Origin of the sequence: Nonomuraea sp. NPDC049646 (assembly GCF_044465525.1) — a bacterium.
Classification (GTDB): Bacteria; Actinomycetota; Actinomycetes; order Streptosporangiales; family Streptosporangiaceae; genus Nonomuraea.
Map to the genome: position 1 here is coordinate 1 of NZ_JBITLU010000001.1, position 15,068 is coordinate 15,068.

The following is a 15,068-nucleotide window of genomic DNA, read 5'->3' on the forward strand; positions in this document are numbered from 1 at the left end:
CGGCTGACGGAGAACGTCAACGAGCTGGCCGCCAACCTGACCCGGCAGGTGCGCGCCATCGCCGAGGTCACCAGCGCGGTCACCTCCGGCGACCTCACCCGGTCGATCACGGTCGACGCCGAGGGCGAGCTGGCCGACCTGAAGGACAACATCAACTCGATGGTCAAGTCGCTGCGCGAGACGACCAGCGCCAACGAGGAGAAGGACTGGCTCAAGTCCAACCTCGCCCGCATGTCGGGGCTGATGCAGGGTCACCGCGACCTGGCGGCCGTCGCCGAGCTGGTGATGAACGAGCTGGCGCCGCTGGTCGGCGCCCAGTACGGCGCGTTCTTCTCGGCCGAGGAGAACGAGCTCCAGCTCATCAGCGCCTACGGCTACCCGGCCGACCCCGGCAGGCCGACCAGGTTCCGGCTCGGCGAGGCGCTGGTCGGCCAGGCCGCCCGCAGCCGCAGGACGATCACGATGGCCGACGTCCCGCCCGGCTACATCACGATCTCCTCGGGGCTGGGCAGGACCGATCCGAGCTCGGTCATCGTGTTGCCGATCGTGGTCGAGGAGCAGGTGCTCGGCGTGATCGAGCTGGCCTCGGTGCAGGCGTTCACGCCGGTCCACCGGGCCTTCCTCGACCAGCTCATGGAGACGATCGGCGTCAACCTCAACACGATCGTGGCCAACGCCCGCACCGACGAGCTGCTCAAGGAGTCGCAGCGGCTGGCCGTCGAGCTGCAGGCCCGCTCGGAGGAGCTGCAGCAGCAGCAGGAGGAGCTGCAGCGCTCCAACGCCGAGCTGGAGGAGAAGGCCACGCTGCTGGCCCGCCAGAACCAGGACATCGAGACCAAGAACCTGGAGATCGAGCAGGCCAGGCAGGAGCTGGAGGACCGCGCCCACCAGCTGACGCTGGCCTCGACGTACAAGAGCGAGTTCCTGGCGAACATGAGCCACGAGCTGCGCACCCCGCTCAACTCGCTGCTCATCCTGGCCCAGCTCCTGGCCCAGAACCACACGCGCAACCTGACGCCCAAGCAGGTCGAGTACGCCGGGATCATCCATTCCGCGGGCTCGGACCTGCTCCAGCTGATCAACGACATCCTCGACCTGTCCAAGGTCGAGGCGGGCAAGATGGACATCAATCCCGAATGGGTGCCGTTGCGGCAGCTCCTGGACTACGTCGAGGCCACGTTCCGGCCGATGACGTCGCAGAAGAGCCTCGACTTCCGGATCACCACCGGGCCGGGCGTGCCGGCCGACCTGCTCACCGACGACTCGCGGCTGCGGCAGGTGCTGCGCAACCTGCTGTCGAACGCGGTCAAGTTCACCGAGACCGGCGGCGTCGAGCTGCGCATCGAACCGGCCGCGCACGGCGAGCTGCCGGCCGCGGTGCGCCCGCACGCCCCCGCCATCGCCCTGCGCGTCATGGACACCGGCATCGGCATCCCCGAGCAGCAGCTGGAAGTGATCTTCGGGGCGTTCCAGCAGGCCGACGGCACCACCAGCCGCAAGTACGGCGGCACCGGCCTCGGCCTGTCCATCAGCCGCGAGATCGCCTACCTGCTCGGCGGCGCGATCACCGTCCAGAGCACGCCGGGCCAGGGCAGCGTGTTCACCCTGTACCTGCCGGTCGCCCAGCCCGGCGCCGAGGGGCACGCGCTGCCGGTGGCCGGTCAGCCGCGGCGGCTGCTGGTGATCGAGGAACGCCCGCACGGGCTGCTGTCGCTGGTGACCGAGAGCGTGGTGAGCGGCCTGGCCGGGGCGCCCGACCCGCTCGGCGGGACCGTCCAGGTGGTCGAGGCGAGGGGCGCGGAGGAGGCGGCGAGCCTGCTGGCCGCCGAGCCGTGCCACTGCGTCGTGCTCGACCTCGACCTGCCCGGCCGGGCCGCCTACGACCTGCTGGAGGCCATGGACGGCGATCCGGCGCTGCACGGCGTGCCGGTGCTGGCCTACGACAACTGGCGCTCCGGCCCGTCGCGGGAGACGCGCGTCGGCGACCGGCCGCTGGAGCTGCTGTCCAGCCTCGACGAGCTGCGCGAGCGCATCGCCCTGCACCTGACCGCCGACCAGCCCGGCGACGTGCTGCCGCTGGTCAGGTCCCGGACGGTGGGGGCGGCGTCGGGCCGGGAGATCGACGACACGCTGTCCGGGCGCACGGTCCTGGTCGTGGACGACGACGCCCGCAACCTGTTCGCGCTGACCAGCATCCTGGAGATCCACGGCATCGACGTGCTGCACGCTGAGAACGGCCGCAAGGGCATCGACACGCTGACGGCCCACCCCGAGACGGACCTGATCCTGATGGACGTGATGATGCCCGAGATGGATGGCTACACGGCGATCGAGACGATCCGCGAGATGCCCGGCTACGCCGACCTGCCGATCATCGCGGTCACGGCCAAGGCCATGCCGGGCGACCAGGAGAAGTCGCTGGCGGCCGGAGCCAGCGACCACGTGACCAAACCGGTCGACGCCCACCAGCTGATCGAACGCATCCAGCACTGGATGGATCCGGCCTGATCCGGTGAGGAGTCGCGCCATGGGGAGTTCAGCCGAGGAGACGGGCCTGGCCAGGCTGGCCGCGACCGTCGAACGCCTGCGCGCCGAGCTGCACGAGGTCCGCCGCGCCGCCGACGACCGCGCGCTGATCGAGCTGGCGAAGGGCATCCTGGTCGAACGCCTGCGCTGCGCCCCGGCGCAGGCCGCCGACCAGCTCGCCACGCTCGCGGCCCGGACCGGGCGCTCGCAGGCCGAGCTGGCCGCCGACGTCGTCAACCGGGCCGCCGACGACCCCATCGCCGACGCGTCCCTGACCGGCGCCGCCGGGCTCGACGGCGGTGAGGAGCCGCCCGCCGGGCACGCGGAGGCGGCGGTGCGGCTGCGGACGGCCGAGAGCGCCGCGCTCGGCGCCACGGACGTGCAGGCGGCGGCCCACGCCGTGCTGGAGACGGCCCTGCTGCCCATCGGCGCGACGGCGGTCGCGGTGTGGGCGGCCGGGCCGGACACGTCGCTGACGCTGGCCGGCCACGCGGGCTTCAGCGCCGAGGAGGCCGGGCTGTGGCGGCAGGTCCCCCCGGGCCTGGTCACGCCCGCCACCAGCACGCTGATCGAACGCCGCACGCTGTGGCACACCACTCAGGAGCCGCCCTCGATCGGCCGCCACCAGCTGACCGGCGGCCGCGTCACCGCGCTGGCCCGGCTGGGCGGGCGGGTGCTCGGCGTCCTGGAGATCTGCTGGCCGGGCGGCTGTCCCGAGCCCACGCCCAGGATGGAACGGCAGATCGAGGCGCTGGCCGACCTGTGCGCCCTGACCCTGAACTCCCCCGGGCCGCCCGCGCGCGCCGGGGCCGCCCTGGCCGAGCTGGCCGCCCTGGCCGACACCATGTCCGACCCGGCGCTCGTCCTGGTGCCGCACCTCGACCCGCAGGGGCACATCGCCGACTTCCGCGTCCACCACGCCAACGCGTCGTCGGCGGTGCGGGCGGGCGGGCTGCTGCTGGAGGCGTACCCGTTCGCGGCCGGGGAACTGCTGGCCAGGATCGAGCACGTGCACGCCACCGGCGAGCCGTTCCGCTCCGCCGACATGCCCTTCACCGCGGCCTCCACGGCCGAGGTGAGCATCACCCGCCACGGCGGCGGCGTGCTGCTCGTCCGGCGCGACACCGACGACCAGGCCCGCCTGCTGCAGCACGCCCAGCGGCTGGGCCGCATCGGCGGCTTCGAGGAGAACGCGCTCACCGGCGAGATCATGTGGAACGCCCAGATGTTCTCCCTGTACGGCCTGCCGCCGGACGCCCGGCCGGTCCCGCTGGAGCGCCTGCGCGACCACGTGCACCGCGACGACGAGGTGGCCGTGGGCCTCTTCCTGCGCACGGTGCTGCACCACCGGCGGCCGGCCGCGACGGCGTTCCGGCTCGAACGTCCCGACGGGGTGGCCCGCCATCTGCGGGTGGTGGCCGAGCCGGTGTTCGCCCCCGACGGCCGGCTGACCGCGCTGCGGGGGGCCTACCAGGACGTCTCGCCCCAGCACTGGACGGAGGTCGCGCTGGCGGTGACCCGCGACAGGCTGGCCCACACCGAACGGCAGTCCGCCGCCCGCAACCGCCTGGCCCTCCAGCTCCAGCACGCCATCATGCCGCCCTCGCACGGCCGCATGGACTCCTTCGGGCTGCGCATCTCGGTCCGCTACCGTCCGGCGCAGAAGGAGGACCTGGTCGGCGGCGACTGGTACGACGCGGTCGTCCTGCCGTCGGAGTGCATCCTGCTGTCGGTGGGCGACGTGGCCGGGCACGGCGTCGAGGCCGCCACGGGCATGGTGGTGCTGCGCAACGCGCTGCGCGGCCTGGCCGCCACCGGCGCGGGCCCGGCCCGGCTGCTGAGCTGGCTCAACCTGGTCGCCCGCCACCTCGCCGACCGCATGACGGCGACCGCGATCTGCGGCCTGTACGACCCCACGACCCGCGTCCTGCGCTGGGCCAGGGCCGGGCACCTGCCGCCGATCCTGCTGCGCGGCGCGCAGGGCACGGAGCTGCCGATGGTGAAGGGGCCGCTGCTCGGCGCGTTCGCCGACGCCGTCTACGAGGAGGGACGGCTGCAGCTGGAGGCCGACGACACGCTGCTGCTCTACACCGACGGCCTGATCGAGCGGCGCGACCACAACCTGCGCCACGCCCAGGACCGGCTGCTGGCCGTCGCCTCGCGTACCGCCGCGACCCTCGACCACCGGCTCGACGACCTGCTCACCCACTGCAACTCCGACACCGACGACGACACCTGCCTGATCGGCGTGCACGTGCGCTGAGCCGGGCGGCAGGCGGCCGGGCGTCGAGGTCAGGCGGCGGGCGGGAGGAGGCCGAGCCGGTCGAAGGCCGCGGCCACGCTCGGGGCCAGCGCCGCCGGGTCGTCGCCGGCGACGGCGCGGCCGGCGGTGTAGCAGGCCAGCGCGAGCTGCGGGGCCAGGGCCGCCGTCTCGGGGGTGGCGCCGTGCTCGCGCAGGATCTCGGTCATGGTCTCGGCGAAGCGGCGCTGCTTGCGCGCCGTGCGGTCGCCGAGCTCGGGATGATCGGCGATCAGCCGTTCGCGCAGGACGTAGCGGCCGGGGTCGAGGGTGGCCCTGGCGCACAGGGCGAGGGTGAGCTCGCGCACCTGGGCGAGCGCCTCCGGCAGGCCGGGCGGACGGTCGCCGCGCAGCTCGCGGTGGTGGGCGGCCAGGCCGTCGAGCCAGTCGTGCTCCCCCGCGAAGACGACCTCCTGCTTGTCGCCGAAGTAGCGGAAGAACGTGGTGCGGCCCACCTCGGCGCGCTCGGCGATGTCGGCGACCGTCACCTCGTCGTAGCCGCGCTCGGCGAAGAGCCGGTAGGCCGCCTCGATGATCTCGTCGCGGGCTCGCTGTCGCTTGCGGGCGCGCAGGGAGGGCTCGGTCACGGCCTCAGTCTAGCGCTTGCGGACGGCGTCCCTTATGGTACTCAGTACCATTTGAAACTGGATTCCATTGGAGTTGCCATGCGAGCCGTGCAGATCACCGAGTTCGGCGGTCCCGAGGTCGTGCGGGTGCGGGAGGTGGACGAGCCGGTGCCCGGCCCCGGCCAGGTCGTCGTGGACGTCTCGCGCTGCGGCGTGAACTTCGCCGACACGCTGATGCGCGAGAACGCCTACCTGGCCGCGACCACGCTGCCGGTCGTCCCCGGCGGCGAGGTCGTCGGCAGGACGGCCGACGGCCGCCGCCTGGCCGCCATGCTGGAGCGCGGCGGGTACGCCGAGAAGGCCGCGATCCCGGAGGCGTCCGCCTTCCCGGTGCCCGAGGAGCTCGACGACGTCGCCGCGGTGGCCCTGCTGGCCCAGGGGCTCACCGCGTGGTGGCTGGTCCGCCACACCGGCCGGGTCCAGGCCGGGGAGAGCGTGGTCGTGCACGCGGCGGCGGGCGGCGTCGGCTCGCTGGCGGTGCAGCTCGCCAAGGCGGCGGGCGCGAGCCGGGTGATCGCCACCGCGAGCACGCCCGCCAAGCGGGAGCTGGCCCTGTCGCTGGGCGCGGACGCCGCCGTCGACCCGGCCGCCGACGACCTCACCGCGGCGCTGCGCGCGGCCAACGGCGGCGAGCCCGTGGACGTGGTCCTGGAGATGACCGGCGGCCGGGTCACCGACCAGAGCCTGGCGGCGCTGGCGCCGTTCGGCCGGCTCACCTTCTACGGGATGGCGGGCGGGGTGGAGCCGCAGCCGGTCTCGCCGCGCGCGCTCCAGCCCCGCTCGGCGACCGTCAGCGGATTCTGGCTGCTCAACGCCTTCCAGCGGCCCGCCGTCCTGGCCGGGGCGTACGCGGAGATGGCGGCGCGGGTGATCGCGGGAGAGCTGCGGGTGGTCGCGGGCGGGGACCGTCCGATGTCGGAGGTGCGGCAGGTGCACGCGGAGCTCAGGGCACGGCGGACGACCGGCAAGCTCGTGCTCGACCCGCGCCGGTAGGAGCTCCTAGGACGCGGTCAGGCGGCGGCCGAGCCGCTGCATCGGACGTTCGAGGAAACGGTAGGTCAGCCGGCTGCCCGGCAGCACGAGAGCCAGGAACAGCACGCTCACGCCGATCTGCAGGGGAAGCGGCGACCAGCGCATCTCCCCCGCCACCTCCATCACCACGAGGAGCACCGGCAGGTGCACCAGGTAGAGGGAGTAGCTCATCAGCCCGAGCCAGGTGAGCACGGCGGGCACCCGGCGGGCCCGCCAGGCCAGACCGGCCGCGAACGTGAGCCCGGCCAGGGCGACGGTCGTGGCCCACACGTCCGGCTGCACCCACCACCACCCGGCGCTGAGCGCCCATAAGGGGGCGACCGTCACCAGCGAGGCGGCCAGGGCCACCGGCCACAGGGAGCCCTGGCCGCTCTCCCACCGGCGGATCGCCGTGCCGGTGAACATGACCGCGAGGATCGCCGCCCCGAACCACGGGACGCGGCTGCTCAGCAGCAGCAGGGCCAGGGCCATGACGCCGAGCGCGCACGCCGCCACGTTGCGCAGCCGGCCCGTGACGACGCAGGCCAGCCCGGCGGCGAACACCGCGAACGACGCCCACGACAGCCAGCCGCCGGTCAGCGGCGCCGCGCTCAGCGCGAGGCCCGCCACGACCGCGGTCACCCCGAACGCGACGGCGACCAGGCCGCGCCGGTCCCGGACGCCGGTCACGAACAGGGCGGTGACCATCAGGTAGAAGACCATCTCGTAGGAGAGCGTCCACATCGTGTTCATCACCCCGGCGACGCCGACGACGTCCAGCAGCATCGTGGCGTGCGCCGCGGCGGAGGAGGCGTCCCTGGGCACCTCGGCGCGTACCGGGATCCACCAGGACAGGGCCAGGACCACGGCGATGACGGCGAGGTAGAGCGGGTAGAGGCGGAAGGCGCGGCCGATCCAGAAGGCGCGCACGTCGCCGTGCCGTTCCAGCGACGACGGGATGATGTAGCCGCTGACCAGGAAGAACACCAGGACGCCGTACACGCCCAGGTTGAAGAAGGTCGGGCGCAGCCAGGGCATGGCCCAGGTGGTCAGGTGCTCGCCGACGACGGCGAGCGCGCCGATGCCGCGCAGGGCGTCCAGCCAGGCGAGCCTGGACGCCTCCGGACGAACGACCTGGGGGGCGCCAAGGGGAGCAGTCGTCACGCACCCCAACGTATCGGTCCCGCGGTCGGGCCCCGGGCTCGCCGCCGCCTCGGGTTCGCCGCCTCGGACTCGCCCGCCGTCTCGGGTTCGCCGCCGCCTCGGGGGCGAGGCCGGTCAGGGGCGGCGGGCCGCCCAGGCCGTCCGGGTGCCGCGCACGACGAGCTCGCGGTGCCGGACGGACTCCGGCGAGTCGGCGGAGAGCAGCCGGTCGAGGGCGGCGAGGTCGCCCTCGGCCAGTCTCCCGGCGAGCCGCGATCGGTAGCCGCTCAGCACCGTCCGCGCGTAACGGACCGCGCCCGGCGGCGCCGGGCGCACCTCGATCGGGAAGTCGCGCCGCGCGGCCACCTCGAATCCGGCCGCCGCCAGGACCGGCCCCCAGTCCGGGTACGGGTCCGGGCCGCTGCCCGCCAGCGCCTCCCGGCAGCGCGCCTCCAGCGCCGCTCCGGCCTCGTCGGCCAGCAGGCGCGGCATGCCGTCCATCTCGACGACCGCCAGCAGCCCGCCGGGCCGCAGCGCGGCGTGGACCTCGCCGAGCAGCCGCGCCGGGTTCTCGACGTGGTGCAGCGACGCCGCCGCCCACACCAGGTCCGGGGTGCCGAGCGGCGGCAGGGCCGCGTCCAGGTCGGCCTGGAGCACGCGCACCCGCTCCTCCAGCCCCTGGCCGCGCGCCGCCGCGCGCAGGCGGTCGAGCATGACCGGCGACCGGTCGACCGCGACGATCTCGGCGGACGGGAACCGCCGGGCCAGGGCCAGGGTCCCGGTTCCGGTGCCGGCGCCCAGGTCGGCGACCGTGCGCGGGGTGCGGCCGGACTGCTCGGCGACCCAGGCGGTCAGCTCGTCCAGGAACGGCCCGAGCACCTCGGCGTCCAGGTCGAGCAGGTCGGCCAGGGCCGATTCGTCGCCGTGGTGGTGCTGTCCGTGGTCGGGATGCGCGTGGTGATGTGCTTCCATGCGTTCACCGTAGGGGGATCCTGCGCGTGCGGCATACAATCTTGCCTATGACGCAAGAAGTCGACCTGGACGCCGTGGTCCGGCGGCGCATCCGCGGGCTGCGGCTGGCCCGGGGCTGGTCGCTCGACGCCCTGGCCGCGCGGTGCCGGCTGAGCCCGTCCAACCTGAGCCGCATCGAGACGGGCCATCGCCGGATCGCCCTCGACCAGCTCGTCCCCATCGCGCGGGCCCTCGGCACGACGCTCGACCAGCTCGTGGAGTCCACCGAGGACGACGACGTGGTGATCCGGCCGCTGCCCTGCGACCACCCCGGGATGACCGTGTGGCTGCTGTCCCGGGAACGGTCGCTGCACGGCGTCACGGTGGCCAAGATGCGCATCACGCCCGACCGGCCGCTCGAACCGCAGGCGCATCCCGGGCGCGAGTGGTTCACCGTCCTGTCGGGGACGGCCCGGCTGCTGCTGGGCGAGCGGACCGTCCTGGTGCCGGCGGGCGACGCGGCCGAGTTCTCGACCATGACCCCGCACGCCGTCGGCGCCCACGAGGGGCCCGTGGAACTGCTCACCATCTTCGACCACGACGGCGAACGCTCCCACCTGCACGTGGGCCAGGCGTAGGAGCGACGGCCCGGCGGGGCGCCGCCGGCCCCCAACTGACCCGAACGCCCGCAGCACCGACGTCTGCCGGCCCACCTCACCGCGGCCCCCGCAGGACCTGGGGGAGCCCAGGTGACCCGAGGTGCCCGCGGACCCTACGAGGCCCGGGTGGACCCGGGGTGCCGCGGATCCTGTGGGAGGGGCCGGTCAGCTGCTGCTGGTTCCGGCCGGGCCCATGCGGCCGGTGGGCCATGAGGGCTCCGGGTGGGCCTGGCGCCAGGTGAGCAGCTGGCGGTCCAGCCGTTCCCGGTCGGTGAGGCGCGGCCTGGCGGGGCGCACGCCCGTACGTTCGAGCAGCCCGCTCGCGGCCTCCGCCAGCCGCAGCCGGGCCGGCGCGAACCGGCGCCGCAGCAGGTCGGCGGTCACCGCCGCGGTCAGCACCGAGGCCGGCCACAGCGCGGCCCTGCCCAGCCCGCCGCCGCTTCCCGTGATCTGGCCGCTCCCCTTGGGATGGTCGATGCCCGTGCTCTGGTCGCCGTCGCCATGCCGCATTCGTCAGCCTCCGGGTTCGTCTGGGGACCGTGGGCGTGCCGGAAGTTTCTGCACTTATGGCGCTACCCGGTCCTGCGTCCCTCATGCCGCCGACTTGCGAACGGCGGCGGTACACGTTTGAGTGGCCGCCGGCGGGAAAGCTGGAGACTGGCCCGCCACCCCATCCGACCCCGCCACGCGAGACGATCATGACCCTTCAGTTCGAGCTCCAGTGCCCCATCAGCACTGACCTTGCCCTCATCAGGGACCTGATCCGCGTCCACGGCCGCCACTGCGGGCTGCCCGCCGACCGGCTGGAGGACCTGGTGGTGGCGGTCAACGAGGCGGTCACCAACGTGCTGGACCACGGCGGCCGCACGGGCATGGTGACCTCCCGCGGCGGCGCGGACGGCGTGATCGTGGAGATCCTCGACGTCGCCGGCCGGCTCACCCACGAGCACCTGTCCTCGGCCCGCCTCGACCCGACCGCCTCCCACGGGTACGGCCTGTGGGTCATCCAGCAGCTCTGCGACGAGGTCGTCCTGGAGCAGACCGGGCTCGGCTCGCTGCTGACCCTCGACCTGCGGACCCGCCGCCACGCCGGCCGCCTGGACGCGCGCCGCGCCGTGTCGGCCTGACCATCCCTCGGCGGAAGAAATCTCGGGGGCGCCGTCCGGTTCCGTCGGTCCCGTTCGTCACCATGGTGAGACGCCGTCCGACCGAGGAGCGCGAGATGAAGTACATGATGTTCGTCTGCACCGACACCGAGCCCGACACCGACCAGGAGAACCTGCCCGACGTCGAGGCGTGGGTGGCCGAGAACGACGCCCGCGGGCGGCGGGTGCGCGGCGCGGTGCTGGCGCCGGAGTCGGCCGCGACCACCGTGCGGGTGCGCCGCGGCGAGCTGGTCCTGTCCGACGGGCCGTTCGCCGAGACCAAAGAGGTGATCGTGGGCTTCGACCTGCTCGAATGCGCCGACCTCGACGAGGCGGTCGAGGTCGCCCGCTCCCACCCCATGGCCCGGCACGGACGGCTGGAGCTGCGGCCGTTCGCCGACTTCGAGCAGTGAGACAACCCCTGGAGGAGGCGGCGGCGGAGGCGTACCCGCGGATCGTCGCCGCCCTCATCCGGGTCACCGGCGACTGGACCCTCGCCGAGGACTGCGCCCAGGAGGCGCTGGCCCTGGCCGTGCGGCGGTGGCCGGAGGAGGGCGTGCCGTCCAACCCGGGCGGCTGGCTCATGACGGTGGCGCGCAACCGCGCGATCGACGCGCTGCGCCGCGTCTCGATCGAGCGCCGCAAGCTGGCCGAGCTGGCGGCGCTCGCCCTGACCGTCCAGGACGGGCCCGGGGACGGGCGGGAGGAGGAGGTCGTGGACGACCGGCTGCGGCTCGTCTTCACGTGCTGCCATCCGGCGCTGGCGCTGGAGTCGCGGGTGGCGCTGACGCTGCGGACGGTCTGCGGCGTGCCGACCGCCGACCTGGCCCGCGCCTTCCTGGTCACCGAGTCGGCGATGACCCGCCGGCTGACCAGGGCCAAGCGGAAGATCGCCGAGGCGGGCATCCCGTACCGGGTGCCGCAGGGGGCGGCGCTGGCCGAGCGGCTGCCCGGGGTGCTCGCCGTCCTCTATCTGCTGTTCACGCAGGGGTACGACGCCGGCGGCGAGCCCGCGTTCGCCGAGGAGGCGATCCGGCTGGCGCGGCTGCTGCGGCGGCTCATGCCGGAGCAGGAGGAGGTGACGGCGCTGCTGGCGCTGTTCCTCCTGCAGCACTCCCGCCGGGACGCCCGCCGCGACGCCGCCGGCGACCTGGTGCCCCTCGACCGGCAGGACCGCTCCCGCTGGGACCGGGCCGCGATCGGCGAGGGGCTCGCCCTGCTGGCCGCCGTCGAGGGCGACGGCCCGTACGGGCTCCAGGCGCGCATCGCCGCCTGCCACGCCACGGCGTCCTCGCTGCCGGGCACCGACTGGTCGCGGATCGCCCGCTGCTACGACGAGCTGGCCCTGCTCCACCCCACGCCCGTGGTGGAGCTGAACCGGGCCGTCGCGCACGGGTACGCCCACGGGCCGCGGGCCGGGCTCGCCCTGCTGGAGCGCTCCCGCGCCGAGCTCGACGGCCACCCGCTGGCCATCGCCGCCGAGGCCGATCTCACCGCCCGCGACGGCGACCCGGCCCGCGCGGCGGCGCTGTTCCGGCGGGCCGCCGCCGTCGCCCACAGCGACCAGGAACGCCGCGCCCTCCTGACCCGCGCCGCCGAGTCCGCGCGCGGCACGGGGGCCTGAGCGGGAACCGGTCAGCGAAGCGCCGTGGCCTGCCGCAAGGTGCCGACGGGGGCCGGTGCTTGAGCTGAAGGTCAGTTGGCGGGGTGGCGGGGGCCTGGGCGGGCGCCGCGGGCCGTGAGCCAGGACGCCAGGTCGTCGGCCCCGGCGCGGCGGGCGGCGTCCAGCGGGGTGAGCTCGTCGTAGCCCACCCAGGCGAGGTCGCCGCCGCGCTCCAGGAGGAACGCCGCGGCCTGCGACTGCCCGCCGTGGCAGGCCGCCCACAACCCCTCCGTCACCTCCGCCGGGGACGGCGTCCCGGCCTCGAACGCCGCCGCGATCCGGTCCATGAGCCCGAGGGCGGCGGCCTCCCACAACCGCGCGGACGCGCCGCGCTCGACGAGGCGGCGGGCGGCGTGCCACTGGGCGAAGGCGCACGCGTCCGACAGAGCCGTGCCGCCGCCGATGACCGCGCCGGTGGCCTCGACGTCGGCCCCGGCGTCCAGCAGGGCGTCGAGCACAGGGACGTCGTCGCAGCTCGCGGCCCACATGAGTGGCGTCTCGGCGTGCGGGCCGGCGAAGCGGGCGTCGACCTCGGCCCCGGCCGCCACCAGCGCACGTACCAGGGCGGGACCGCGCGGCACGTGGCCCGGCCAGTCGGTGAGGACGTGCAGGAGGGTCCGCGACACCCCGCCCGCCTCGCCCAGCCGGACGCGGGCCAGCCCGGGATGCCCGGCCAGCAGCCGCCGTACGCCGTCGAGGTCGCCGAGCCGCACGGCCGCCGCCGCCGACACCGCCAGCGGGTCCGCCGCATCCAGGTAGCGCATGGGCCCATTGTCACGAGCCCCGTCCCGTCCCGCCACGGATCAGCTGGAGACCGCCCCGGCCGGGCGCGGGCTAGGTTGGGCGGCATGGGCACCGAGCACGCGCACTACGTGATCGTCGACGCGGGCGGCCATCGGGTCTGGTCACGCCGGGGCGGCGCGGGCACCTTCTACGGCGACCTGCTGCGCGGCCCCGACCGGCTGGCCGCCTTCGTGCGCGAGCAGGAGCACGGCCACGCCCTCGGCTGGGGCGACGCGGTGCGCTGGCAGGCCGTGGCCGTGCTGGACGTGTCCCGCCGCCTGCTGCTGGTCCACTGCTCCCTGGAGATCCGCGGGCCCGTGTGGCGCACGTCCGTGCTGGAGATCCGGGCGTGGCTGGGCCTGCTCGCCGCGCGGTGGCCCGGCTGGACGGTGAAGTGGGCGGCCCGCGGCCTCCACGAGGTCATGGAGCACCTCGGGCTCGGCTACGACACCGTCGCCGGCCTCGACGACCCGCCGGCGCCGCTGCCGCTGCAATGGGGTCAGGGCCCGGCGGAGGACGACGACCTGTCGGTGGTCGCCGACACCCTCGTGGCCGTACGGGACACCACCGGGAGGCTGTCGTTCGCCGGCTGGTGGGGCACCGGCCTGGCCCGCGTGCTGCTCGCCGGCCCCGCCGCCCTGCTGAGCCCCCAGGAGCTGGCGACGCCCTTCGCGGCGCTGGAGGCCGTCCCCTGGAACGGCGTGCACCTCGACGCCGCCGCCCGCACGCTCGACTGGTGGTCGCTGGACTGCTCGCTGCCCCCGTCGCGGCCGGCCGAGCGCTGGCCCGGCTGGCGGCTGACCTGTCATCAGGACGCCTTCGAGGAGGTGGCCGCGCTCGCCGCCCCCGAGCTCCTGCTCGACCTCGACGGCCCGGACGCCGCCCTCCGCCGCGTCACGGAGTGGTTCGGCCGCCCCGCCCGATAAATCGGTCAGAAACAAAAGGGCGGTAAGACGGCCGGGCCCGTCGCATTCGCACTTGCACTTCTACGCCTTGCCCGGCGTTGACGCCATAGGGCCCCCGTCGGCGCACAGCTCGCGGGACGCCGGAAAACCGTGTGCCGAAGCCGGGAAGCGACGGCGGCGCGCACCCGGCAGCGACGCGGACACATTGAAGCACACCTTTGAATTCATCTTCGATAAGATGCGCACCGCCGCGGCCGCCGCCTTCCCGCGCTCACCCCGTCCGCGTGCGCGCGCCGGGCGGCCCCGCGTCCGCCGCGCCCGCCCGCCGGCCCGGCGACCTGGCACATGACCCGGCCATTCCCAGGTGAGATAAGCAAGGAAGCCGCCGTGACACCCCGGGCACGCGCGGTTCCCGCCGCGTTTGAAATGCCTTTGACAGGCGGTGTGCCCGGTGAGTTCTCCGCGTTCACCGGCGCCGGGCCGAGGTACGTTGCCCGCACGCTACTGAAGGGCGCTACAGTACGCAACAACCGTATCGAGCATGGAGTGCCACCATGGCTAAGCAGATTCAAGAGATTCTCATCGACGATGTAGACGGTGGGGAGGCTCATGAGACCGTCGTCTTTGCACTCGATGGCAGCAGCTACGAGATTGACCTTCATGAGGAGAAGGCGGACGCGCTGCGTAAAGCACTGGCGCCCTTCATCGTGAAGGCCCGTCCTGTTCGCGTGGATCGCGGTGGGCGCGGGCGGCGGGCGGTCGTGACCGGCAGCCGCGCGTTGAGCCGGGAGAAGTCTTCGGAGATCCGGCAGTGGGCCAAGGCCAACGGCCTGCCCGTCAGCGAGCGCGGCCGCATCGCCGCCTCGGTGGTCGAGAAGTACGAGGCCGCCCACTAGGACGACGTCAGGAGCGCGCGGGCCGGCGGAGCAGTCCGGCCAGCCTGAGCGCCGCCACGACGGCCACCGCGAGGTGCGCCGCGAACAGGGCGATCTGGTAGATCCGCTGCCCGGCCGTGAGCTCGGCGGCGTAACCGCCGTCGTAGAACCCCGACACGAAGGCCAGCACCCCGGCGACCGCCAGCAGTGCGGCGGCCGGGACGGCGACGCCACGGCGGCTCCGGGTCGCCCCCACGGCCAGCACGACCTGCGCCCGTCCGGCGGGGACAGCGGTGGTGGAAGCCGGCATGTCCGTCTCCTGTCAGAGTGGTCCGGGTCGGGTGACGACTCCCATGCTCGGCGAACGCTCTTGGCGCAGACCTGGGAACGACCTGCGCCGCGCTTGGCGCCGGTCTGGACGACCCGGACGCCTGTGCACCCCGCGCGAACGGCGCGGCGACCGCGTCCCTCGGCCGGAAGCC

The 15,068-nt window shown here is 74.4% G+C and carries 15 protein-coding genes; 9 read left to right on the top strand and 6 right to left on the bottom strand.

Going from position 1 to position 15,068, the window contains the following annotated elements:
* Together ACIBQ8_RS00005 and ACIBQ8_RS00010 are read left to right on the top strand one after the other, a co-directional pair.
* The coding region (locus ACIBQ8_RS00005; protein WP_397190530.1) for a response regulator at positions 1 to 2,508 on the top strand (2,508 nt) is incomplete at its 5' end.
* 19 nt (positions 2,509 to 2,527) lie between these two features.
* A complete protein-coding gene (locus ACIBQ8_RS00010; protein ID WP_397190531.1) occupies positions 2,528 to 4,789 on the top strand; it encodes a SpoIIE family protein phosphatase in 2,262 nt (753 codons plus the stop codon).
* Positions 4,790 to 4,818: 29 nt separating this feature from the next.
* Here the strand turns inward: ACIBQ8_RS00010 and ACIBQ8_RS00015 are convergent, their stop codons facing one another.
* Positions 4,819 to 5,412, bottom strand: a complete 594-nt coding sequence (locus ACIBQ8_RS00015; protein WP_352351401.1) for a helix-turn-helix domain-containing protein — start codon at positions 5,410 to 5,412, stop codon at positions 4,819 to 4,821.
* Between the two features lie 78 nt (positions 5,413 to 5,490).
* Here ACIBQ8_RS00015 and ACIBQ8_RS00020 point away from each other — a divergent pair, with 78 nt between their 5' ends.
* A complete protein-coding gene (locus ACIBQ8_RS00020) occupies positions 5,491 to 6,444 on the top strand; it encodes a zinc-binding alcohol dehydrogenase family protein (RefSeq protein WP_397190532.1) in 954 nt (317 codons plus the stop codon).
* Positions 6,445 to 6,450: 6 nt separating this feature from the next.
* Here ACIBQ8_RS00020 and ACIBQ8_RS00025 read toward each other — a convergent pair whose 3' ends face one another.
* On the bottom strand, positions 6,451 to 7,626 hold the full coding sequence (locus ACIBQ8_RS00025; RefSeq protein WP_397190533.1) for an acyltransferase family protein: 1,176 nt from the start codon (positions 7,624 to 7,626) through the stop codon (positions 6,451 to 6,453).
* Positions 7,627 to 7,740: 114 nt separating this feature from the next.
* A complete protein-coding gene (locus ACIBQ8_RS00030; RefSeq protein ID WP_397190534.1) occupies positions 7,741 to 8,577 on the bottom strand; it encodes a class I SAM-dependent methyltransferase in 837 nt (278 codons plus the stop codon).
* 47 nt (positions 8,578 to 8,624) lie between these two features.
* Here ACIBQ8_RS00030 and ACIBQ8_RS00035 point away from each other — a divergent pair, with 47 nt between their 5' ends.
* Entirely contained in the window at positions 8,625 to 9,194 is a 570-nt protein-coding gene (locus tag ACIBQ8_RS00035) for a helix-turn-helix domain-containing protein (RefSeq protein ID WP_397167679.1), read from the top strand.
* 186 nt (positions 9,195 to 9,380) lie between these two features.
* Here the strand turns inward: ACIBQ8_RS00035 and ACIBQ8_RS00040 are convergent, their stop codons facing one another.
* Positions 9,381 to 9,725, bottom strand: a complete 345-nt coding sequence (locus ACIBQ8_RS00040; protein ID WP_397190535.1) for a hypothetical protein — start codon at positions 9,723 to 9,725, stop codon at positions 9,381 to 9,383.
* Positions 9,726 to 9,913: 188 nt separating this feature from the next.
* Between ACIBQ8_RS00040 and ACIBQ8_RS00045 the strand changes: the two genes are divergently transcribed.
* The 3 genes from ACIBQ8_RS00045 (at position 9,914) to ACIBQ8_RS00055 (ending at position 11,984) form a co-directional block, all read left to right on the top strand.
* Positions 9,914 to 10,342: an ATP-binding protein gene (locus ACIBQ8_RS00045; protein WP_397167682.1), complete on the top strand. Its 429-nt coding sequence runs from the start codon at positions 9,914 to 9,916 to the stop codon at positions 10,340 to 10,342.
* A 95-nt stretch (positions 10,343 to 10,437) separates the two neighbouring features.
* Entirely contained in the window at positions 10,438 to 10,773 is a 336-nt protein-coding gene (locus ACIBQ8_RS00050) for a YciI family protein (protein ID WP_358301365.1), read from the top strand.
* A complete protein-coding gene (locus ACIBQ8_RS00055) occupies positions 10,770 to 11,984 on the top strand; it encodes an RNA polymerase sigma factor (RefSeq protein ID WP_397190536.1) in 1,215 nt (404 codons plus the stop codon). The genes ACIBQ8_RS00050 and ACIBQ8_RS00055 overlap by 4 nt, the downstream gene beginning before the upstream one ends.
* Positions 11,985 to 12,055: 71 nt before the next feature.
* Here ACIBQ8_RS00055 and ACIBQ8_RS00060 read toward each other — a convergent pair whose 3' ends face one another.
* Positions 12,056 to 12,787 carry an ankyrin repeat domain-containing protein gene (locus ACIBQ8_RS00060; RefSeq protein ID WP_397167686.1) on the bottom strand — a complete coding sequence of 244 codons (732 nt, stop codon included), beginning with the start codon at positions 12,785 to 12,787 and terminating at the stop codon, positions 12,056 to 12,058.
* A gap of 84 nt (positions 12,788 to 12,871) precedes the next feature.
* Here ACIBQ8_RS00060 and ACIBQ8_RS00065 point away from each other — a divergent pair, with 84 nt between their 5' ends.
* On the top strand, positions 12,872 to 13,732 hold the full coding sequence (locus ACIBQ8_RS00065) for a hypothetical protein (RefSeq protein WP_397167688.1): 861 nt from the start codon (positions 12,872 to 12,874) through the stop codon (positions 13,730 to 13,732).
* Between the two features lie 533 nt (positions 13,733 to 14,265).
* Positions 14,266 to 14,607: an Lsr2 family protein gene (locus ACIBQ8_RS00070; protein WP_397167689.1), complete on the top strand. Its 342-nt coding sequence runs from the start codon at positions 14,266 to 14,268 to the stop codon at positions 14,605 to 14,607.
* Positions 14,608 to 14,614: 7 nt separating this feature from the next.
* Here the strand turns inward: ACIBQ8_RS00070 and ACIBQ8_RS00075 are convergent, their stop codons facing one another.
* The gene (locus ACIBQ8_RS00075) at positions 14,615 to 14,896 is read right to left on the bottom strand and encodes a hypothetical protein (protein ID WP_397190537.1); all 282 of its coding nucleotides are present in this window, start codon (positions 14,894 to 14,896) and stop codon (positions 14,615 to 14,617) included.
* Between the last annotated feature and the right edge of the window lie 172 nt (positions 14,897 to 15,068).